Raw genomic sequence first — 20,176 nt, 5'->3', positions numbered from 1 at the left:
TTTTTTGTTTTATCTTCATCTTGATACTGTTTTAAATTCTTTAAAATTAATGGGTGCCTGTTTCATTTCCATGCTGTTCATGCACTTGTGTCGGGTTCAATATTTTCGCAATTAACAGCTGGTTTTCATGATTAACCTGCGAACGCACCTTTCCTAATCTGTCATCCAGTTCCTTCAAAAGCCCCTTAGCTTCAGACGTATTCAAAGCGCCCGTGCGTTGAATGGCATAAGTCAAAAATTTAGGCAATTTGGCTCTCTCTGCCAGTTGCATGAATCTTTTGGCATCTAGCGTAGCCAATGGCTCGGCTGCATACCAAACCAAGAGTGGTATATTGTGGTCTGCTTTATCAACAGTCTTTTGCGCCAATGCATCTACTACTTCCCATCTTTGTGCCGGGTCAATTCTCTGCATAGCAGAAGCGAGGTACAGCCTCACCAAAGCAGAATTGTCGGTTTTTGCCATTGCGACAAATCTTTTCAGCGTTTCAGAAGAAATGCTGTTGTCTTCAGCCAATAGCTGAATAGCCCAGCTTCTGACATACTCACTCTGGTTAGATAACAAAGCAACTAAGTCTTTTTCAGTAAGCCCCTTGGTTACATGAAGTGCCCACAGGGCTCTTAACTTACGGGTTACATCTGGGTTTTTGGTCAGAATTTCCTTCAGTGCTTCATGAACTTTAGGATTAGGGCCACGTTCCTGCAAAATTACCCTCGCCTGCCTTACATACCACTCATTAGGGTTTAGCTGATATTTTACCAATTCCATATCTGTGGCTTTCGATAAATCAACCTGCACCCATTTGTCATTCTCGTGCGTAATCTTAAAAACACGACCCATGGTTTTATTATGCACATCGGGGTTTGGGCTATGGCATTGGTTTTTATCGTACCAATCAATGGCAAATACAGAGCCGCTTGGGTCATATTTGAAATTGAGCCATTGTGACCACGAATCATTCATGATAATGAAATCTTTATTGTGCGAAGCCACATATCCTGAGCCCGTGCGTGTCAGTTGGTCAACATTTAACCGGGCACCATTGATGTTATTCATAAAAATCTTATTCCGGTATTCAGCAGGCCAGGTGTTACCCAAATATAGCATTGCGCCTGCATGAGCATGTCCGCCACCGGCAACACCAGACCTGAAATTACCTGCATGAGGGCCTCTGTCACCCAACCAATGGCGATGGTCGGCAATGGTTGTGATATCGTCATAGATATAAGGATTAAAATGCTTACCAGCCTGGCGGAAATAACGCCCTCCCTGAATAACATGATACATGTGCGGAATAACACATGCTGTGATGAAAGGATGCCCGTAATCGTTGAAATCAAGCCCCCACGGATTACTGGAACCCTCAGCAAATACTTCGAATTTCTGAGTAGCAGGATGAAACCGCCATACACCGGCATTAAGTTTTACACGTTCGCTATCAGGTGCTCCCGGTTTACCCACATTTGAGTGCGTAAACACCCCATGCGTGCCATACAGCCAGCCGTCCGGGCCCCATCTGAAACTGTTCAGTACCTCGTGTGTATCTTGTGTTCCCCAGCCATTAAGCAATATTTGTGGCGGCCCGGCAGGTTTATCATTTTCGGCATCAAGGGGTATAAACATAAAATTCGGTGCTGCGCCTATCCATACTCCTCCCATGCCCAATTCAATGCCACTTACCAGATTTAAACCTTCTATAAATACCTTTTTCTTGTCGAGCGTACCATCACCGTTAGTGTCTTCAAAAATCAGAATACGATCTCTACCCTGTCCTTCGGGTGCAGGAACCGGATAAGTATGACCTTCGACTACCCAGAGCCTGCCGCGCCAGTCAATTGTAAAACAAATAGGGCGTATGATATCAGGCTCGGCAGCAGCCAGTGTTACTTTAAACCCTTTGGGGGCTGTCATGGCCTTAGCAGCATCTGTGCCTGACAACCCTGCATTTAGTACAGGGTCTAAAGGGGGCAGTATGATAATATCTTTTTGCTTCAGCTCATTCGGAAAATCAGGCCGGCTGGGATAGAAAAGGAAGTTATCGAAGTTAATATGCGCCCATTTATCGTTAGGTATGTAAGGTATCTGAGATATTCCCGTTTCATTGTCTATGATCCGGATGAATATGTTTTTGTTTAGATAAGGCCTCAGATCAACTACTACGGGTTGGAGGGTAGCCCTCCCCTGTCCGGTTGAATGAAAAATCACCTTTTTGGTATCTGCCTGTACAATTTCCACACGTGTATCCTGCAAGGCTCCACCAGACACCCGAAAAGCCGCATAAGGTTGGGTTACTTTAAATGGTACCGATGTGAGTGTACCCGTCAATTGATAATTCTTAGTACCTCCACTACTTAAAAAATGTTTGCCCTCAAAACCAATAAGCATTTCTTTCTCATGCACCGGCGATGGTTCCTCATTGAAAACAGGGTCTGTAAACGCATTTCCGGTAGCTGTCCAGTCTTTCAGTGTTCCGGTCTCGAAATTCAGATTCAGCGGTTGGCCCGCTTTTAATGGTAGTTTCCCGGCTACAACTGCCTCGGTTATCGGGCCATCTACTACTTCCAATTTACCTACCATACCTGCAGCCCGATGCCCCGGCACTGTACAATAGTAAGTATCGCTTTTCTCAGCTTTGAAAACAATACTGGCGGTCATGCCTTTTTCAGCTATTGTCTTACTTTTGGCGCCTGCTTTTTCAAGGGCTATATCGTGGGTCATCAATTCAGTATTAACAATCGTAATACGAACAGTCTTGCCCCTCGTTGCTTTCAATGTTGGGTTCCGGGTGCCGTCTTTGGCAAAGTAGCCAAGCATGCTTGCTTCTAATGTGTAGTCGAAATCAATTTTTACTGTGTCCTGCGGCGATTGGGCTTTAATAGGCAATACCTTTGCATAAATTTCAGGTATTACCAGCATAAGCAAGAGTAAGAGCAAATGTTTTTTTTTCATATACATAGGTTGAATATAGTAAGTAATATAGGTTGAGTATTTAATGGCGAATTAGTAAATATCTTTATGCCACCATGTATACAAAACACAATGCAGCACAGCCATTCACTAATTCATCATTCGCTAATTCGCGATTATATTAATCCGGCAATTCTTCAAGTGTAATATCTTTAAAGGCTACTTGTGCAGCACCTCCGCCATGAATCTGAAAACCGATCAGACCCGACTGTGGAATGTTTGTATCAGGTTCAACATAGTCAACCGTTTTTTTACCATTTACATACAAGCGTATATGGCGCTTTTCAGCTCTTATCTCATAGTCATTCCAATCGTTTTTCTTTATCCAACTTAGTACCTGAACCGAATCAGGTCTTATCAGCGTTTTATTTCGCCTCGATTCGTCATACAGTCCACCCCAAAATCCTTCGCCCCAATCGGCCTGATAGCCTTCCATTTCATAAGGAGGATTCACCAGTCGCTTGCTCCGGAACTGCACACCTGAATTAATAAAGCCTTTATTTCCGGTCAGTTTCACCTTCAGTTTCATTATAAAATTGGCATACGGGCGAGTAGTACACAGGAAGTCATTATGAGGTACTTCCTTTTGCGTTGAGCCCCCAATCAGCATACCGTTCTCTATGCGCCAGGTATGCAGGGTGTCGCCCTCCCACCCTTTAAAGGTCTTACCGTCAAAAAGCCTGACAGGTCTTGTTGTAGTTTGAGGTATAAAACCCATCAGAAAAAAACTGATGAGTGTTGAATAGAATAGAAAAGATTTCATCCCGGGGTTTATTTAAAATAGCGGAGAAACGCTTAAAACTTTAGCGGCCTTATGCAGAAATTATACGCTTGAAATTTTATAAAATACTCCGTTTCTCAAAGTTATCAATTCTGGAAATCATTTTCAGAATTAATACTTTTATTTTTATCAGCTGAATCTGATTGGCAACAATTAGTGTTTATCGGCTTTTTATCAAGCAGTTAGCAAAACATTTGGTATAGTTACATTTATTTTCGTAAAAAAAACTTTTACTAAATGTGATTTTCACTTGATCGATGCGAATAATTGACTAAAACACAGTTTAAGCGTATGTCAAATAAAAGATTAAGATTAGTCACTATCATTATGCTGATTATAGCATTTATGAATACGAGGTGCCAGGTAAGTATTGTTCAGAATTATTATCAGGGCTCCTTCAAAAAATTGCACATAAAAAACCACTTATTTATAGCCAAGACATTAACCCTGACCACATGCCATGAGTTCTGAAAACAGATCTGATAAATTCCTGACGGTTATCAACGCGCATAAAGGCATTGTATACAAAATAGCAAGAGCCTATTGCAAAGATACCGAAGACAGAAACGACCTGATTCAGGAAATCATGACTCAGTTATGGCGGTCATTTGATAGCTATAAGGAACAGTTTAAATATTCTACCTGGATCTATCAGATTGCTCTCAACGTGGCTATTTCATTTTACAGAAAGGAAAGCAGACGGCAACAGACGGCTGTACCTATCGACGAGCAAATTTTGAGTTACGCTGATAATACGGCAGATGAAACAGAAGGAAATATTACTATTCTGCACAAATTCATAGCAGAATTGAAGGATCTGGACAAAGCACTGATGCTGCTGTATCTGGAAGAAAAAAGCTACAAAGAAATGGCCGATATTCTCGGAATTTCGGAGACGAACGTAGCTACTAAAATAGGGCGCATCAAAAGTGTGTTAAAACAAAAATTTTCTAACATTAAAAATTAAGACAATGGAAGATAAAGAAATCATGAACATGTGGAAAGCATACGATAAAAAACTGGAAGAAAATCTGACTTTAAATAAGGCAAACGCTGCAGAAATCACAAAACTAAAAGTCCGTTCTTTTCTGGACTCGATGCGACCGATAAAATACTTTACCATTATTGTTGGTATTCTATGGGTAGTTTTTGTAGATGCACTGATTTTTGTTGCTTTCAAAGCAGGCGGTACTTTCTTTCTGATTTCGGCCATAATTCAGGTTCTGCTGACCAAACTGGCCATCGGGGTATATGTATATCAGTTAATTCTGATTAATCAGGTTAATATCAGTGATTCTGTATTGGCCACGCAGGAAAAAATAGCCCGGTTGAAATCATCAACCGTTTGGGTGGCACGCCTGCTTTTTCTTCAGATACCGGTATGGAATACTTTTTATTGGACCGTGGCCATGTGGCAGAATGCCAATATATGGTTTTACCTGATTCAGATAACCTTAACCTCTGCCTTTATCTATCTGGCCGTTTGGCTGTTTTTTAATATCAGGTATGAAAATAGAGATAAAAAATGGTTCCAGCTTATTTTCAACGGTAATGAATGGACGCCCATGCTAAAAGCAATGGCTTTGCTTGAACAAATAAAAGAATACCGGGAAACAGAGACTAAATCTATGGTTTTATCACAGTAGAAACCATTATTGACAAGTCTGAAAACACGTAAGGGTAGCAGGTAATATCAAAAACCTACTACCCTTATACTTTGGGGCATAAGATAAACCAAACCTCGCCGGTTTGATTAGAATAATTTCATACGCGCAGTTCTTCCAAAGAAGCCTTTCGGATATTCTGAACAAAGATTAGTTCGTTGATTCTCCGGATTGGTTTTGAGATGCCAAAGCCTTCTGTTGCTTCAATAGTTCTCTTTTCAATCTGCGCTGCTCTTTTCTTTTGGGCCAGCGGGCAGCTTCATAAGCGGCCAGCTTTTCCTTATTCACTTGCCGGTACTCTTTGGATTTTTCCCTTAATTCTTCCCGATGTTGAATCGCATAATCTCTCGATCTTTGATTGAGGACGTCACGATGAATCTCACGATACTTTTTATGGTATTCTCGTTGATACTCGCGACTTTTTTTTGTCTTTTCTTCTGGAGTCATGATAATAAAAAAGTTCTTGACAATAATAAATGTCTGTCTCTCTTTTTTTGATTAAACTTAAATGGAAACCGTGAAATGACAGCGCAAGAAGTTTTGGATGGGAAAATTCATCTATACAACCGACAGATGAATTTTATTACAGTGGAGAAGATGGGACTCGAACCCACGACTTTTTGACTGCCAGTCAAACGCTCTAGCCAACTGAGCTACATCCCCTTACTTTGTACCATGCACAAAAATGCAACTTTTCTTCAACATCTACAAATATTACCAGCCCGGAATCATAAAATTAATTCCTGTTACACCTTTTTGTACTTTTCCGTTATAAATCGGAAACGCCAGGTATGGCTCCAGAATCAAATAGCCCAGGGCATTTATACGCAAACTAAGCCCAGTACTAACAATGGGCTTCAACTTTAAACGTTGTTTTTCTCCATCGCTGAAAACATACTCATACTCTTTTCCGGGTGCCCGTTTGTCGTCCCAGGCCATACCCATATCAAAAAAGAAATTCAGGTCGGTCGGCACATACATAAAATCAATCAACGCCAGTTTTTTTGGTCCGGTAAAGGGCAGTCTTATTTCAAAGTTGGTTAAGCCCATCTGCGACCCTTTCAGTTGCTCTTCACTCAACGACAAGGTCGATGTCTGGTTAGCCAGAGCCTTACCCCAGAAACCATGCATATACCACGGATACCCCAGAAACATCGGGTACAATCTATTATAATCTTCCATATTTCTGGTACCCAGGCGGCCATAGTAATACAGTCTGGCAGCAATCGTAACCGGTTTCAGGTATTTATAACGTCGGTAGTCAGCCGTAATAGCATTATGGGCGATATCGCCGAAATATCTTGAAAATTCAAATCTGTAACGATAGCCGTTTAACGGAGCCGTTGTACCAAAAGTAGTGTTATCGCCCACATAAGCCACATACAATTGCTGCAGGTTAAAAGGTTTATATCCCTGGCTCAACAATTCTGCCTGTGGTATTCTCTGCGGTGTTTCGCTTCCCCGATAATAACTTCCCGTAACCGGATTTACGCCATAATAATCGCTATAAACACGCCCGCTGTAACTATACCAGTTAGCGCTCCCCCCCACTTCAATCCGTTTGGCGGTACTAAGCGGATAAAAGGCAAAAAGGCCTACCTGATTAATAAACAGCCTGTATAAATTATAGCTCGATTGAATAAGTGAATCTGTTGCCGGAATACCGAGACTGGCCTTCTGATTGGGATCAGTAATGTACTTATTAGTAGGTCGGTAATCAGAAAAACGATATGGTATTCTGGAAAAACTGGCTCCCCATTGTAAAGGACTCTTTTGATTCAGGTAGGCAAACTGCCCGCCGAAATCCTGTATTTCGCCATTAAGCGCCAGCACTCCTGACACCTGATTATTGTTCAACATATCACTGGCAAGCCCTACAACCCCTCCGCCGAGCCCTGTACCCCACCGGCTGGTAGACACGCCTAATCCGGAACTGCCCAGGTAGTCTAATTTAAACTTCGGATTGTATTTCAGCGTTTTCAGGTTTTTCTCTTGTACCCTGCCCAGAAGGCTTTGCTTGCTCAGATTACTTTCTACAATATTTCTACCTTCTTTCCACTCAAAAGGCGCCAGTGTTGCTGCAGATTTATCTACTTTATCAGCGACAGGTTTACCGACAAACTCGCCTTCCTTTACCACATACAAATTATACTTGCCTGCCTGAAAATAGGAATAAACCAAGGCTCCGGTTTTAGCCGCCACACTCACTGCAGGAGAATACATCGTAATACCACTGATGCCCGTAAAATAATTGCTTAACTTTTCGAGGCTGTTTTCTGCTATCGAATAGCGATACAGATTTCTGAAACCATCGGCATCAGACAAAAAATACAAAAAATGACCGCTCGGGTCTACCAGAGGATTAAGATTATCTGCCCCCTGAAAAAAGGAAAAGGTTTCTACTTGTAATGTACCGGCATCAAGCCTTGACACTGAAAAGTCTGATTTTTCAAACCGTGCAGAATTATTGTCGCGGTCAGACACAAAATAAATCCATTTACCATCCGGTGACCACGTAGGTTGTATGTCCGAGTGGTCATCGTTTGTCAGATTCTTTACCGTTTCTTTCTTTAAGTTGAAAGTATATAAATCGCTTACGCCATTCATCAATCCTGAAACCACAATCGTGCTCCCGTCGGGAGACCAGGCAGGATTTGTAAATGAGTCTACTCCCTTCAATTCGTAAGTACGTTTATTCCCATTGCCAATATCAACTATCGACAATTTATTGCGGCCTTTGCTCTGAATCACCAGTGCCAGACTTCTGCTATCCGGCGACCACGCACCGGCTGTCTCTAAAAAACTATACGAATCAACATGCGAGCCGAAAGATGTACTCTCTATTTTACGTACAACTTTACCCGTATGGGCATCAGCTATGAAAATATCTAAAGAAATAACATTCTTTGAAGAAATATAGGCTACAAAGTTGCCATCGGGACTAATGGTTGGCGATAAATTCATCTCCCCTGCATTTTTAACCGAGGCAATCTCCTTACCTGCCGGCATAGACGATGTACCTATTCGCAAGGGCGCATACGTATCTGTCATCACTTTTTTCCAGCGGGCCGAAAACTTGTCAATATCCATTTTCAGGTTTCTTCTGAAAGCGGCTTCAATACCGTATCTGGCCGTTTCTTTGAACAACGGGCGTATCATATCATCGCCATAAGTAGCGGCAACATATGCCCAGAAAGCCTGCCCCCAGCGATACGGAAAGTACTTATACTCTTTTGTTACCAGGTCTTTAATCGTTGGGATATCGTCACTCAATACGGCGTCACGCATCCACATGGCGGTGTGGGCATCCACTCTTCCTAAAGACATATATTCTGCCAGGCCTTCGACCATAAACAACGGTAGGTTTTGAATATTCCCCAGCGTTGTAGAATCGCCGGAAGTCATCAACTGGTACTGAAACGCATGTACCAATTCATGTCCCAATACGTGGTCTGTCTGGCGTTTGGAATACATCATGGGCATAACCACTCTGTTACGCAGCCCTTCCGTTACACCACCTGTCCCTTCCCCTATTTGTCCGCTGATTGCAGTTGTTTCCTGAAAATCGGGGTGGTTCTGATAAATAATGACCGGATTAGGTTTGATGAAAGCTAGTTTGAAAACCTCCTGATGAATTTTGTACCAGTGTTCACTGTTAATCATCAGATCGTTAGGAATGGCGTTGTCTTTGAAGTAATGATAGAGTTCGAAATGAGGGCTTTGTAAAACTTTAAAACCAAAGGATTTGTAACGAGGTTTGTTTTGTCCGAAATACTGTGACTGTGAAAACGCTAAATTACTTATTATCAACCCTATAGTTACCAAAAAAAAGTTTTTCATACCCTCTTCGTAGTGTTATTTTCTCATTATAACGTAAATTAAGAGAAAATAGCTTAAAAACCGTTCTTAAAATTTATTTTACAAAAGAGGGACGGCAGGCACGTGCAAATCTGGCTTTCCAATAGGTATTCATCATATTATCTTCGCGTACGCCTTTACTTGACGACGCATGAATAAATATAATCTCTTCTTCGCTTTTTACTTCGGTAACGATTCCGGAATGGTTAATTTCATTGCTTGTGGTTGCAAAAAAAACCAGGTCACCCTTCTGAATATTCGGAATATCAATGGCCGGATAATATTCTGACTGTTTCCATGAAATTCTGGGCAGTAAGATACCGAACTCCTTAAAGCTATTGCATATCAATCCGGAACAATCAATCCCTTTCAGATCGTTACCTCCGGTTCTATACGGCACCCCGGTATACGATCTCGCCACTTTTATCAGGTTTTTCGTATTCATTGAAACAACCGCCTCAGTACTCATGCCAGTGGCCGGTCGTTCATGTGGGGTTCTTGTTGGAACCGTAGTGTTTTTAGTTCTCAGAACACTACATGCTGAAATGCCCGACATCAGACCGATCAGGCATCCGTATCTAAGTAGTTTTTTTAAGTCAGGCACGTTTGGAAAGCATTTTTATAATCTAACGAGAAAATTATGCCAAATTTTAAAAATTTAAAAATTTTTATTCTAATTTTCTGTAATCAAACCTAAAACCCGGAGCTCTGAATAAGACTATTCCTGCTTCGGTTTCAGTATCATGGCAATGAGGGCAGTTGTTTTACAAAAAAATTATGTCATACATTGATGCCTTCGTTTTTTTACATCTAAATTTGTCATTTGAACCAACGAATTTTTTACATTCAATTGTCGTTGAAATATTTGGAGCAGTGTATGTTCAGACTAACATACGTAAAGATATACTGAGCGTTTATCTTCTTTACTGATAATGTTTTGTATAACTTAATTACTCAAACAAAGCTTTTTTCATGCTTTCAAACCTTCTGATTAAGAATTATGCACTTATAGAGCAGCTTGAAATTTCTCCGGATGCTCATCTTAACATTGTTACAGGCGAAACAGGTGCCGGGAAATCTATTATGCTGGGTGCGATAGGTTTACTGCTGGGGAATCGTGCTGACGTGAAAACGCTATACAATGAAGCAGAAAAGTGTATAATAGAGGGCACTTTTTCAATGGATGGCTTCTACATAAAGAATATATTCGACGAAGAAGAGCTTGATTTTGAAAATCCGTGTATCATTCGCCGGGAGATTGCACCCAGTGGTAAATCGCGCGCATTTATTAATGATACTCCGGTAACACTCGAAACGCTTCGCAAGATAACTTCTCAATTAATGGATATCCATTCCCAGCATGACACCATCCAGTTGGGTTCTAATGAATATCAATTAACCATTGTTGATACTTATGCGCAATGCCATTATAAACTGGTTGAGTATCAGGAGAAGTACCGCACCTATAAAAAACTGGAAGATGCTTACGCACAACTACAGACTGATGCAGAGCAAAGTAAAAAAGAATTTGAGTTTAACAGTTTTCAGTTAGATGAATTGACAAAAGCCAAACTGGAAGCCAACGAGCAGGAGCAACTGGAACAGGAACTGAATATTCTGGAGCATGCCGAAGAAGTAAAATTAAAACTACGAACAACTCATACTTACCTGACAGATACCGAGCAATCGGTACTTTCCAGTCTGCAGAGTATTGTTAGCAATCTTAATCCAATAGCTGGCTACTCGCCTGAATATCAGCAATATAAAGACAGGATTCAATCCTGCCTGCTCGAACTGAAAGATCTGGCACGAGACATTGAGGCAGAAGAAGAAAATATAGAACTTGACAGCCAACAGATAGAGAATATTCAGAGCCGCCTCGATTTGCTATTTAAACTTCAGCAAAAGCACGGGGCGAAATCAAACGCTGAGTTGCTGGAAATACAGGCCGTGCTGGAAGAAAAAGTAAGCAGGGTTATTAACCTGAGCGAAAACCTTGCTGCGGCTAAAGAGCGTGTAGACAAAGCCTATGAAATGGCCATGCATGCCGCAGAAGTTTTATCTGGCTCGCGCCAGAAAGTACTGCCCGATATAGAAAAACGCGTGGTAAGTCTGCTTGTGGAATTAGGAATGCCTAATGCTGCCATGAAAATCCAACAACAGACGGGTAAACTAACCAACGACGGCATCGACCAGATTCAGTTCCTGTTCAGTGCCAATAAAGGTATTACTCCACGGCAGTTGAAAGATGTAGCTTCAGGTGGCGAATTTTCCCGGTTGATGCTTGCTATTAAATACGTGTTGAGTGATAAGCGTTCCTTACCAACTATTATTTTTGATGAAATAGACACGGGTATTTCCGGTGAAGTGGCCATCAAAGTAGGAAAAATGATGCTCGAAATGGCACAGAACCTGCAAGTAATTGCCATTACGCATTTGCATCAGATAGCAGGCCGGGGCACCAGCCATTTCTTTGTCTATAAAGACAATAGCTCATCAAAAACCATGAGCCGGATACGCCAGTTGAAACCGGATGAACGAATTGTGGAAATCGCAAAAATGATCGGGGGCGAAAATCCGTCAGAAAGCGCCATACATAGTGCCATAGAAATATTAGGCTTCAGTATCTAAAAAAATTAATGAACAATAACCTGAATCAAATGAAAACGATACTTTATTCACTATTAGTCATTTTTACTTTTTCTTGTGCCAATAAATATGCGGAAGAAGCAGCCAAACTGAAAGAAGAAACTTTCAAATTGCACGACGATGTAATGCCGGTGAGCATGGAATTGGAAACCTATCGCGAAAAAGTAATAAAAAAGGCAGAGACCATGGACTCTACTGGCAAAAAACAGGCACTTGAAATATCAAAAATACTTGATGAAGCCTATGGTGATATGGAAGCCTGGATGCCCAAACTGGGTGATGCCGCCGACATGAAAGACAGCCAGGAGAAAGTAAGTGCATTAATAGAGCTGAAAACAGAGGGAGATAAAATCAAACAAAAAACCCTTGATGCCAAGAAAAAAGCTGAAGATTTTCTGAAATAATTATTTACTGAATGCCTAACGCTTTCAGAGAGAGAGATTTTACTATATGAAGCACCTGATTATATTAATGGTAGTTCTCAGCGGTATACTGGGAGCCTGCCAACCAAAAAAACTGCCCATACTGGGAGATCGCGAATTCATCAATGGCGACTCGGTGTATCATACCATACCTGATTTCAAATTTGTTGATCAGGATAGTAACGAAGTGACCAATCAGACCTACAACAACAAAATTTATGTGGCTGATTTCTTCTTTACTACCTGCCCTACTATTTGCCCTATCATGAAAACGCAACTGCTCCGGATCTACGACAAATTCAAAGATAATCCGCAAGTAGGTATCCTTTCGCATACCATAGACCCCCGTCATGATTCGGTAGCAGTATTGAAAGCCTATGCAAAGCGTCTTCGTGTTGAAGGAAACTTCTGGCATTTTGTAACAGGTGAAAGAAGTAAGATTTATGAATTAGGGCAGGAAGCGTATTATGTAACTGCCGGTGAAGATTCAACCGCAGCGGGTGGTATCATTCACAGCGGTGCGTTTATACTTGTCGATAAAAAACGCAGAGTAAGAGGTATGTACGACGGTACCCAGGAAAAAGACGTGAGCCGTCTGATAAAAGACATGAATACCTTGTTGAAGGAAGAAGAATGATATGATACAGAAATACAGGCGGATGCCCTTGAAATTTATCCCTTTTCTGGTTTTATTGAATGCATGCCAGTCGGCAGAGCAAATCAAACTGGAACAATATTATATTGGCGGGAAAGAAATTTTTGAACAAAACTGTGCCAACTGTCACCAGAAAGACGGCAAGGGTTTACAAAACTTATATCCGCCCATTGCAGGAAGCGATTTCCTGCAAAACAAAACCAGAGTAATTTTAGCGATAAAGAATGGTTTATCAGGCGAGATAATAGTGAACGGAAAATCTTACAACCAACCCATGCCAGCTAATAGCCACTTGCAAAATCTGGATATCGCTGAGGTTGTAACCTATATCTATAACGAATGGGGAAATGAGCAAAAAATAACTACCATAGAAGAAGTAGAAAAAGCCCTGAAACAACACTGACTAATTGCTGGTAGTATCCGGTTCGGCTTCTGCTCCACCACCTGTAGCAACAGAATCAATCGCCAAAACTCCTTTGCTTCTTCTGAGGGTATAATGGGTAAAGTCCTGATCAGCCTCCATACCTATGCCATGTATTTCATCTGCGATCGTCTTAATTACGAACGGATGATCAGTAAAGATCTTTTTCTTACTGGTACTCCAGTTTAATAAATCTGTTGAAAGGCTTTGTTTCTGAAGACGATTAAAGAAGAACACATTACCCATTACTTTGTACAATCCTTCATTTTTGAAATAACGCCCGGAGTCTCCCCTTAATGAAGAATACTCTACGCCGTTTTTATCAAAAAAAGTAACGTATATCGGCTTAGGATAAACCTCATCTTCGTTTTGCAGTTTTATCTGTCGGGCAGTAGTGACCTTCACAGTCGTTTTGCCGGAATCACTCATCATAATGGCCAGGTTGTCTGTTACCATCAACGGCCCGTTGTATCTCTGAGGTCCACCCTTTTTCTTTTTATCTTCACATGATAAGAAAAACATTCCCACAATTGCCACCAAGCAGAGCATGAGGCGCCCGATACGTAATGAAGATATACTTTTCATAGCTGTCGCTATTAATCGATTTTCGATTTAAGGAACCAGCGCGTATCGATCAATGAGAACCCTAAAGACATCTTAATGTAGTTTTCTTTAATAAGTCCATTGCCCACAACGCCTCTGTTGCCTATTGATACGCCGAAGTCAATATAACTCAGGTTTCTGTATCCTAACGGTGTAGAAAGACCAAATGAGAAGCTTCTGTCAATCACTTGCGTATTATTAATCAGATACGGTGTCTTAATCTGCTGGAAACCTACCCGATAAAACACCTGATTGAAATAGGACGTAGAAGTAACTTTAGGCAGGAATTCAATTCCGGCGGCTATTCTTTCGCTGCCGGTAAGCGTATTTTCAGCTACGCCCTGGAAATTGCGGTATTGTTTCCAGTCCTGCTTACTGTATTCAGCTGCAAAAATCCATTTTAGCGGACTTTCCAGACTGATACCGATAGCATATTGAGACGGCAGAGTCAAATTACCTTTAGCAATACTCAGAGTATCAGGTTTTTTAAGTACCTGAGGGCCATTCTGACCTTCAATCAAAGTAGTTAAACTACGCAATTGCTCCCCATTCAGTTTGTTTTGTAATTCATAGGTACCTCCCAGATTCAAATACCATTTTTCAGACAGTTTCTGTTGCCATGCAAACCCACCCTTTACACCAAATCCATTGGCATTGATACGGTCCGTATAACGCAAGTAATAATCCTCTCCATCGTTCAATAACAATCTTGAAGTAGTATCGCGACTCATACTGCCAAAATAATAAGCTCCTTCTGCTCCTACATATAGTGATTTACCAATCAAATGCCCTGTACCCATTGTGGCCTTAGAAAAACCACCCTGACCTTTGTAGATGTATTGTACATTATTGGTTGTACCAGGAACCTGCCGAATATAACGTGCTTCATATTCTACACTTGAGTGAGGTCTTAAACCAATCGACATCGTCCATTTCGGCTTTATCGGGAAAGCCATCATTATGTGGCTCAGGTTAGCTCCAAAATCAGACTGAGAATTGGTTCCGTCTGAAATGGTACGGTATTGCCCGCGGATACCTGTATTGAATGCCACAAAGCGGTTTTTGGCTAACATGGCAGGATTGATGGTGTTGAGATAAATACCATTGCCGAAAGTTAAGCCTGTATTGCCCATGGCATCACTGGCAATAGTTCCGCCTGGTGCCACATCGCCTATCCCTAAAGCCGAGTAAGGAGAGTTACCGGTTAATCTTGATTCTTTTCTTTGAGCGAATGTATCTGTAAGTACAAGAGTGCAAATGAAAAAACAATTAATGAGTAGTAAGTTTTTCAACATTGTATCTTAAAATTCGGTTTAGCCCGATCAGGACTAAATTTGGTATCAATTCAATTTTTGTATTGTCAATCGGAGTTTTTTCCAATGAGCCCGCAAAGTTCGGCTTTTTTATTCGACTTTCAAAGAAAGAGGCATCACCACCGCACAAGATTACCTCACATTTGCCCAGTTTTGTGTAATTTTCAATCATTCCGTTCACTTCTGCAATGATTCCGTTCACCACTCCGCTCTGTATACACGTTTTAGTGCTTTTACCTATCAACTCCGGAATCTCTTCTGCGCTCACGAGGGGTAATCTTTTTGTAAACGTATGGAGTGATTCAAATCGTATTCTCATGCCCGGAGAAATTATACCACCTCTAAACGTACCTTTTCCGGCATCGGCTGACACGTAGTCATATTTAATAGCCGTACCCATGTCAATAACGAGGCAATTACTATCAGGATACAGGAAATTGGCTCCTACTGCAGCAGCCAGGCGGTCGGCCCCGAGCGTTTCAGGCGTTTCATAATCTTTCTCAATAGGCAGAACAGTAGCCGGATTGAGAATCAGTTTATCAAACGGTGCCTGTTCAAAGATAGCATCTAATTCTTCCTGATTTCGGGTGACGGAAGAAATAATGGCTCTTTTAACTTTTTTTAACGAAAGAAAATCGTCCAGCGCTTCAATTTCAAGTCCGGTTACTACATCCAGTAGCTCATCCTTTTCGAAAAGACCCACTTTAGCGAATGTATTCCCGATGTCTACGGCTCCAAACATGGCTATTCTTCAGTTTTCTTAATCGTTTTTTTCCTTGACTTTTTCCGGATTCTTTTCGGTCTTTTTACCATTTCAACCGGATACCCTAGCAATTCGCGTATCACTACAGACGCACAAACTCCACCAAAGGCTGCAGGAATATACGAAATGGTACCATAGGCTGATCTTTTAAAATTACTGCCATCTGTCAGAATCAGCGAATCCCGTTTGACGGCTTCGGTCGAAAAAACTGCTTTAATACCTGCATAAACACCTAGCTTCTTGATACGCTTGCGGACATACTGTGCAAACAGGCACTCGTAGGTATCATACAAATCGGCCACAAACAACTGGGTCGGGTCCATCTTCCCTCCTGCGCCCATTGAGCTTACAATTTTTTGTTTCTGCTCATACGCTGTAGAAAGCAACGTCAATTTCGGTGTAATGCTGTCGATACAATCCATTACATAATCATATCTCACTTCCAGTATCTCCCGGCATTTTTCAGGCGTCAGAAATTCTTTCACCACATTCAATTTCAGTTCCGGATTAATCGCTGACAGGCGTTCGGCCATAATATCGGCTTTCGATACCCCGTGGTTAGTAGCCAAAGCCGGTAATTGCCGGTTTCTGTTGCTAGGGTCTACTACGTCGCCATCTACAATCGTCATTTCTCCTACACCGGCACGACATATAAACTCGGCTGCAAATGAGCCAACCCCTCCTAATCCCACCACCAATACGTGGGCACTTTGTAATTTTTCTATTCCTTCTGTTCCGACTAACAATTCGGAACGCGACAACCAGGCAGGCATTTTTTTAGCGTATTCTTAATATTTAGGTTCAATAAACCTCAAAGTTACATACAATCTGACGATTCACGTTATTTTTCTTCATAATGGGTTTGCATATTCACCCGGTTCTGTGACCGCTTGATTAAGTAAACCACACTGCTTAATTCAATCAATGATTAACATCTTCTTAACATAGACGCGGTAACTACCGATTTTTTCATATTTTTGAGAAAAATCTTACATTTTCTATGTCCGTTTTTTCAAGAAAGCCCTGGTTTGTTTTATTCTTCTCGGCTGTTGTTATTGCTTGTGTGCCTCGTAAAATTGCGACTACCACAAATAAAAACACTACTGACACAGAAAACTCAACCATTGCCACAAGGGATTACAACCTGGCACTGGGCAACCCCAGTAAAGCTTCTGTGAACGACGAGAATAATTATCTGATGATAAAGCCCCAGTATGCCCTTTCTTATAGCAGAGAACGAAGCTCGGCCAACTGGGTAAGCTGGCACCTGAGCAGTGCCTGGCTGGGAGCCGCCGAAAGAACCGATAATTTCAGGGCAGACGAAACACTACCCAAAGACTGGTACAGGGTTCATAGTACTGATTATCTTCATTCCGGGTTTGACCGTGGTCATCTGTGTCCATCGGGCGACAGAAACGGAAGCATGACTGACAACGACGCCACTTTTCTTATGACTAATATTGTTCCGCAGGCTCCTAATCACAACCGCGGCCTTTGGGCTGACCTGGAAGCCTATTGCCGAAAAGTAGCAGCCGAAGGCAATGAACTATACATTATTGCAGGTGTACACGGCACAGCAGGTACGGGCACCGACGGTGGTAAAAGCTTTACACTCGACAACGGCAAAATGGTTGTACCTCAGAATTTCTGGAAAGTAATTGTGATTCTGCCCATCGGACAAAACGATATAAGCAGAATAAACGAACAAACACGTGTTGTAGCCGTATATATCCCCAACCGGCAAACCGTATCAGATACCAAATGGGGTGAGTATCGTTTAAGCATTGATGATCTGGAGAAAATTACCGGTTACGATTTCTTATCGAATGTGCCGGTTAAAATTCAGCAAATCATAGAAGCCGAGCCTGATAATGGCCCGACTATTCAGGTATCGGCCATCAAACAGTAAGAATACTATATTATCCGAAAAAATCTAACCTATGAAAAAAATATACTTTAATCTTTTACTCATTTCTTTGTATTCAGGACTTGCCTGCGGACAGACCCTGGAATCATCAAACCTACCCATTATATACATCAATACCTTGGGGAATGCTATTTTAGATGATCCGAAGATTAAAGCCGAAATGAAAATCATTTACAATGGTCCCGGTAAAACCAATAGTGTCAAAGATATTCCGAATCATTATAATGGTTTGATAGGTATCGAAACCCGCGGGTCTTCTTCACAGATGTTCCCTAAAAAAAGTTATGGCATAGAATTATGGGACGACAAAGGGAAATCTAAAGATGCCAGCATTTTTGGCATGCCTGAAGAATCAGACTGGATTCTTTTTGCTTCTTACAACGAAAAAAGCCTGATGCATAATGTATTGACCATGCACCTGGCACGACAAATGGGAATTTACGCCAGCCGTACCCAATATGTGGAGGTTTTCATTAATGACACTTACATGGGTGTTTATGTTTTTATGGAGAAAGTCAAAAGAGCAACAGGCAGAGTCGATATTGCGAAACTGAAAGAAACAGACCTGAAAGGCGATGACATTACGGGCGGATACATTTTCAAAGTAGATAAAAATACAGGAACCAACATAGGCGGGTGGACATCTCAATTCACCAATTATCTGCCTGTCAACAACCGGACTTATTATCTGTACGAAGCGCCTAAAACCATTACTTCCGAACAAAAAACCTATTTAAGCGAATATGTTAACGGAGCCGAAAAAGCGCTGAAAAATGATAACTTCAGAGACAAGGAAAACGGTTACCGGAAATACTTCGATACCCCCTCTTTTATAAAGCTGTTTCTGACCAACGAGATTTCCAAAAATGTGGATGGTTACCGCATCAGTACTTTTTTCTACAAGGATAAAGACAGCAAGGGTGGCAAAATAAAAGCCGGTCCGCCCTGGGATTACGACATATCTTACGGCAACGGTAATTATTGCGAAGGAGACAGCTATAAAGGTTTCTCATACAAGTTTAACGATGTTTGTCCGAACGATGGGCTTCAGGTGCCATTCTGGTGGGAACGGATGATGGAAGACTCCGCTTTTGTACGAGAATTGAGTGAAGAATATAGCTACCAACGAAAAACTGGCGCATTTCAGCGCGAAAAGATTAATGAATACATCGATAGCCTGACGGTTGTTTTGCAGAAACCTGCACAGAGAAACTTCCAGAAATGGCCCATATTAGGGGTGTATGTCTGGCCACAGCCTAATCCAATATCAAATAGCTGGACCGGAGAAGTCGAAGAACTGAAAATATTCATAGCCAATCGCCTGCAATGGCTTGATAGCAACATCAAACAACTCACTAATCAAGCGATAACAGCTGTTGAGCCCGGTGGTGCTGAGCATGTCTTGTCGATGAGTACCTATCCGAACCCTTATTCAGATAAAATTTATATTACGGTTTATTCGCCAAAAGCAGAAAAAGCCAGCTTGTTTCTGACTGATATGCAAGGGAAAACATTGGTCAGAAAAGATGAAATACTGCAGGTCGGAGAAAACCGGCTCACGATACAAATACCACCCGGTACTTACCCCGGTAACTTAGGAATACTGCAACTGGAAACAACCGGAAATAAAATCGTGAAGAAGATAGTAAAGGAATAGGTCTTAGCAGAGGTGTTTATCGTAAATCATATAAGTATGCGGAATGCCGTCTTCTATGTAATCATTACCTGTTAACTCAAAACCCAGTGATTGATAAAACTTTTCGAGATACTTCTGTGCGCCTATTTTAATGGGGGCTTTTTTAAATTCGCTCAATACTTTGTCAATCGATTTTTCCATCAGCAACCTGCCTAAACCTCCACCCCGTGCATGAGGTGAAGTAACCACCCGCCCGATAGACGTATAGCCCTTATAATAGATATCCTTATCGAAAAGCCGGGTATATGCCGATAGTTTGCCGGCCTCATCATAAATCATCAGGTGTAGTGCAATCTGGTCTTTACTGTCGGCATCTAAAAAGGGGCAGTTTTGCTCTACAATAAATACCTCTTGCCGCAATGCCAGAATCGCATACAGTTCCTCCAGACTCAACTCATAGAAAGGTACACATTTGATAGTAATTGATAAACCGGGCATATATATTTGCGATTGGGTATT

General features: G+C 41.5%; 18 protein-coding genes and 1 tRNA gene. 8 read left to right on the top strand and 11 right to left on the bottom strand.

The annotated features are described in order from the left end of the window. Positions 1 to 46: 46 nt before the first annotated feature. Both AC1RRY_RS02950 and AC1RRY_RS02945 read right to left on the bottom strand, forming a co-directional pair. On the bottom strand, positions 47 to 2,914 hold the full coding sequence (locus AC1RRY_RS02950) for a PVC-type heme-binding CxxCH protein (protein ID WP_492819286.1): 2,868 nt from the start codon (positions 2,912 to 2,914) through the stop codon (positions 47 to 49). A 172-nt stretch (positions 2,915 to 3,086) separates the two neighbouring features. Then, the gene (locus tag AC1RRY_RS02945; protein ID WP_492818117.1) at positions 3,087 to 3,728 is read right to left on the bottom strand and encodes a 3-keto-disaccharide hydrolase; all 642 of its coding nucleotides are present in this window, start codon (positions 3,726 to 3,728) and stop codon (positions 3,087 to 3,089) included. Between the two features lie 478 nt (positions 3,729 to 4,206). Between AC1RRY_RS02945 and AC1RRY_RS02940 the strand changes: the two genes are divergently transcribed. Next, positions 4,207 to 4,713 (top strand): RNA polymerase sigma factor, encoded by a 507-nt coding sequence (locus AC1RRY_RS02940; RefSeq protein ID WP_492818119.1) that lies wholly within the window; start codon positions 4,207 to 4,209, stop codon positions 4,711 to 4,713. A gap of 4 nt (positions 4,714 to 4,717) precedes the next feature. Next, positions 4,718 to 5,392, top strand: a complete 675-nt coding sequence (locus tag AC1RRY_RS02935) for a hypothetical protein (protein WP_492818121.1) — start codon at positions 4,718 to 4,720, stop codon at positions 5,390 to 5,392. Between the two features lie 168 nt (positions 5,393 to 5,560). Here AC1RRY_RS02935 and AC1RRY_RS02930 read toward each other — a convergent pair whose 3' ends face one another. The 4 genes from AC1RRY_RS02930 to AC1RRY_RS02915 form a co-directional block, all read right to left on the bottom strand. Further along, positions 5,561 to 5,857, bottom strand: coding sequence for a hypothetical protein (locus AC1RRY_RS02930; RefSeq protein WP_492818123.1), 297 nt, complete (start codon positions 5,855 to 5,857; stop codon positions 5,561 to 5,563). 142 nt (positions 5,858 to 5,999) lie between these two features. Continuing rightward, positions 6,000 to 6,073 (bottom strand) — tRNA-Ala (locus AC1RRY_RS02925). A 51-nt stretch (positions 6,074 to 6,124) separates the two neighbouring features. Next, positions 6,125 to 9,250 carry a tolB protein precursor gene (locus AC1RRY_RS02920; RefSeq protein ID WP_492818125.1) on the bottom strand — a complete coding sequence of 1,042 codons (3,126 nt, stop codon included), beginning with the start codon at positions 9,248 to 9,250 and terminating at the stop codon, positions 6,125 to 6,127. 73 nt (positions 9,251 to 9,323) lie between these two features. After that, entirely contained in the window at positions 9,324 to 9,872 is a 549-nt protein-coding gene (locus AC1RRY_RS02915; RefSeq protein ID WP_492818127.1) for a C40 family peptidase, read from the bottom strand. A 368-nt stretch (positions 9,873 to 10,240) separates the two neighbouring features. On the opposite strand from AC1RRY_RS02915, the gene recN reads away from it, so the two are divergent. Genes recN through AC1RRY_RS02895 form a run of 4 tightly spaced genes read left to right on the top strand, consistent with a single transcriptional unit; the run spans position 10,241 to position 13,397 of the window. Beyond that, complete coding sequence (recN, locus tag AC1RRY_RS02910; RefSeq protein ID WP_492818129.1) at positions 10,241 to 11,899, top strand: DNA repair protein RecN; 1,659 nt, start codon at positions 10,241 to 10,243, stop codon at positions 11,897 to 11,899. 29 nt (positions 11,900 to 11,928) lie between these two features. Further along, positions 11,929 to 12,321, top strand: a complete 393-nt coding sequence (locus tag AC1RRY_RS02905) for a hypothetical protein (protein ID WP_492818131.1) — start codon at positions 11,929 to 11,931, stop codon at positions 12,319 to 12,321. 46 nt (positions 12,322 to 12,367) lie between these two features. Continuing rightward, the gene (locus AC1RRY_RS02900; RefSeq protein WP_492818133.1) at positions 12,368 to 12,976 is read left to right on the top strand and encodes an SCO family protein; all 609 of its coding nucleotides are present in this window, start codon (positions 12,368 to 12,370) and stop codon (positions 12,974 to 12,976) included. A gap of 22 nt (positions 12,977 to 12,998) precedes the next feature. After that, positions 12,999 to 13,397: a c-type cytochrome gene (locus AC1RRY_RS02895; protein ID WP_492818135.1), complete on the top strand. Its 399-nt coding sequence runs from the start codon at positions 12,999 to 13,001 to the stop codon at positions 13,395 to 13,397. Here the strand turns inward: AC1RRY_RS02895 and lptC are convergent, their stop codons facing one another. The 4 genes from lptC to AC1RRY_RS02875 are packed head-to-tail and all read right to left on the bottom strand — an operon-like array spanning position 13,398 to position 16,867. Then, entirely contained in the window at positions 13,398 to 14,000 is a 603-nt protein-coding gene (gene lptC / locus AC1RRY_RS02890; RefSeq protein ID WP_492818137.1) for an LPS export ABC transporter periplasmic protein LptC, read from the bottom strand. An 11-nt stretch (positions 14,001 to 14,011) separates the two neighbouring features. Then, complete coding sequence (bamG, locus tag AC1RRY_RS02885) at positions 14,012 to 15,313, bottom strand: BamG family beta-barrel-assembly machinery protein (protein ID WP_492818139.1); 1,302 nt, start codon at positions 15,311 to 15,313, stop codon at positions 14,012 to 14,014. Then, complete coding sequence (locus tag AC1RRY_RS02880) at positions 15,288 to 16,073, bottom strand: type III pantothenate kinase (protein WP_492818141.1); 786 nt, start codon at positions 16,071 to 16,073, stop codon at positions 15,288 to 15,290. Before AC1RRY_RS02880 ends, bamG begins: the two co-directional genes overlap by 26 nt. Positions 16,074 to 16,075: 2 nt before the next feature. After that, a complete protein-coding gene (locus tag AC1RRY_RS02875) occupies positions 16,076 to 16,867 on the bottom strand; it encodes a tRNA threonylcarbamoyladenosine dehydratase (RefSeq protein WP_492818143.1) in 792 nt (263 codons plus the stop codon). A 227-nt stretch (positions 16,868 to 17,094) separates the two neighbouring features. On the opposite strand from AC1RRY_RS02875, the gene AC1RRY_RS02870 reads away from it, so the two are divergent. Both AC1RRY_RS02870 and AC1RRY_RS02865 read left to right on the top strand, forming a co-directional pair. Then, positions 17,095 to 18,003 (top strand): DNA/RNA non-specific endonuclease, encoded by a 909-nt coding sequence (locus AC1RRY_RS02870; RefSeq protein WP_492818145.1) that lies wholly within the window; start codon positions 17,095 to 17,097, stop codon positions 18,001 to 18,003. A 31-nt stretch (positions 18,004 to 18,034) separates the two neighbouring features. Beyond that, positions 18,035 to 19,678 (top strand): CotH kinase family protein, encoded by a 1,644-nt coding sequence (locus AC1RRY_RS02865; protein ID WP_492818147.1) that lies wholly within the window; start codon positions 18,035 to 18,037, stop codon positions 19,676 to 19,678. Between the two features lie 3 nt (positions 19,679 to 19,681). On the opposite strand, the gene AC1RRY_RS02860 is transcribed toward AC1RRY_RS02865, so the two are convergent. Further along, entirely contained in the window at positions 19,682 to 20,155 is a 474-nt protein-coding gene (locus tag AC1RRY_RS02860) for a GNAT family N-acetyltransferase (RefSeq protein ID WP_492818149.1), read from the bottom strand. Positions 20,156 to 20,176 lie beyond the last annotated feature (21 nt).

The sequence above is a fragment of the Emticicia sp. GW821-FHT11C11 genome, from assembly GCF_058808615.1.
The sequence above is the reverse complement of the archived record's forward strand: the minus strand, read 5'-3'. Positions and strand labels throughout refer to the sequence as shown.

Bases quoted from the DNA above. Each gene is read 5' to 3' on its own strand.
- AC1RRY_RS02935 (WP_492818121.1), top strand. From the start codon at position 4,718: ATGGAAGATAAAGAAATCATGAACATGTGGAAAGCATACGATAAAAAA.
- bamG (WP_492818139.1), bottom strand. From the start codon at position 15,313: ATGTTGAAAAACTTACTACTCATTAATTGTTTTTTCATTTGCACTCTT.
- AC1RRY_RS02880 (WP_492818141.1), bottom strand. From the start codon at position 16,073: ATGTTTGGAGCCGTAGACATCGGGAATACATTCGCTAAAGTGGGTCTT.
- AC1RRY_RS02950 (WP_492819286.1), bottom strand. From the start codon at position 2,914: ATGCTGGTAATACCTGAAATTTATGCAAAGGTATTGCCTATTAAAGCC.
- AC1RRY_RS02870 (WP_492818145.1), top strand. From the start codon at position 17,095: ATGTCCGTTTTTTCAAGAAAGCCCTGGTTTGTTTTATTCTTCTCGGCT.
- lptC (WP_492818137.1), bottom strand. From the start codon at position 14,000: ATGAAAAGTATATCTTCATTACGTATCGGGCGCCTCATGCTCTGCTTG.
- AC1RRY_RS02920 (WP_492818125.1), bottom strand. From the start codon at position 9,250: ATGAAAAACTTTTTTTTGGTAACTATAGGGTTGATAATAAGTAATTTA.
- AC1RRY_RS02865 (WP_492818147.1), top strand. From the start codon at position 18,035: ATGAAAAAAATATACTTTAATCTTTTACTCATTTCTTTGTATTCAGGA.
- AC1RRY_RS02895 (WP_492818135.1), top strand. From the start codon at position 12,999: ATGCCCTTGAAATTTATCCCTTTTCTGGTTTTATTGAATGCATGCCAG.
- AC1RRY_RS02875 (WP_492818143.1), bottom strand. From the start codon at position 16,867: ATGCCTGCCTGGTTGTCGCGTTCCGAATTGTTAGTCGGAACAGAAGGA.
- AC1RRY_RS02930 (WP_492818123.1), bottom strand. From the start codon at position 5,857: ATGACTCCAGAAGAAAAGACAAAAAAAAGTCGCGAGTATCAACGAGAA.
- AC1RRY_RS02900 (WP_492818133.1), top strand. From the start codon at position 12,368: ATGAAGCACCTGATTATATTAATGGTAGTTCTCAGCGGTATACTGGGA.
- AC1RRY_RS02945 (WP_492818117.1), bottom strand. From the start codon at position 3,728: ATGAAATCTTTTCTATTCTATTCAACACTCATCAGTTTTTTTCTGATG.
- AC1RRY_RS02860 (WP_492818149.1), bottom strand. From the start codon at position 20,155: ATGCCCGGTTTATCAATTACTATCAAATGTGTACCTTTCTATGAGTTG.
- AC1RRY_RS02905 (WP_492818131.1), top strand. From the start codon at position 11,929: ATGAAAACGATACTTTATTCACTATTAGTCATTTTTACTTTTTCTTGT.
- AC1RRY_RS02940 (WP_492818119.1), top strand. From the start codon at position 4,207: ATGAGTTCTGAAAACAGATCTGATAAATTCCTGACGGTTATCAACGCG.
- recN (WP_492818129.1), top strand. From the start codon at position 10,241: ATGCTTTCAAACCTTCTGATTAAGAATTATGCACTTATAGAGCAGCTT.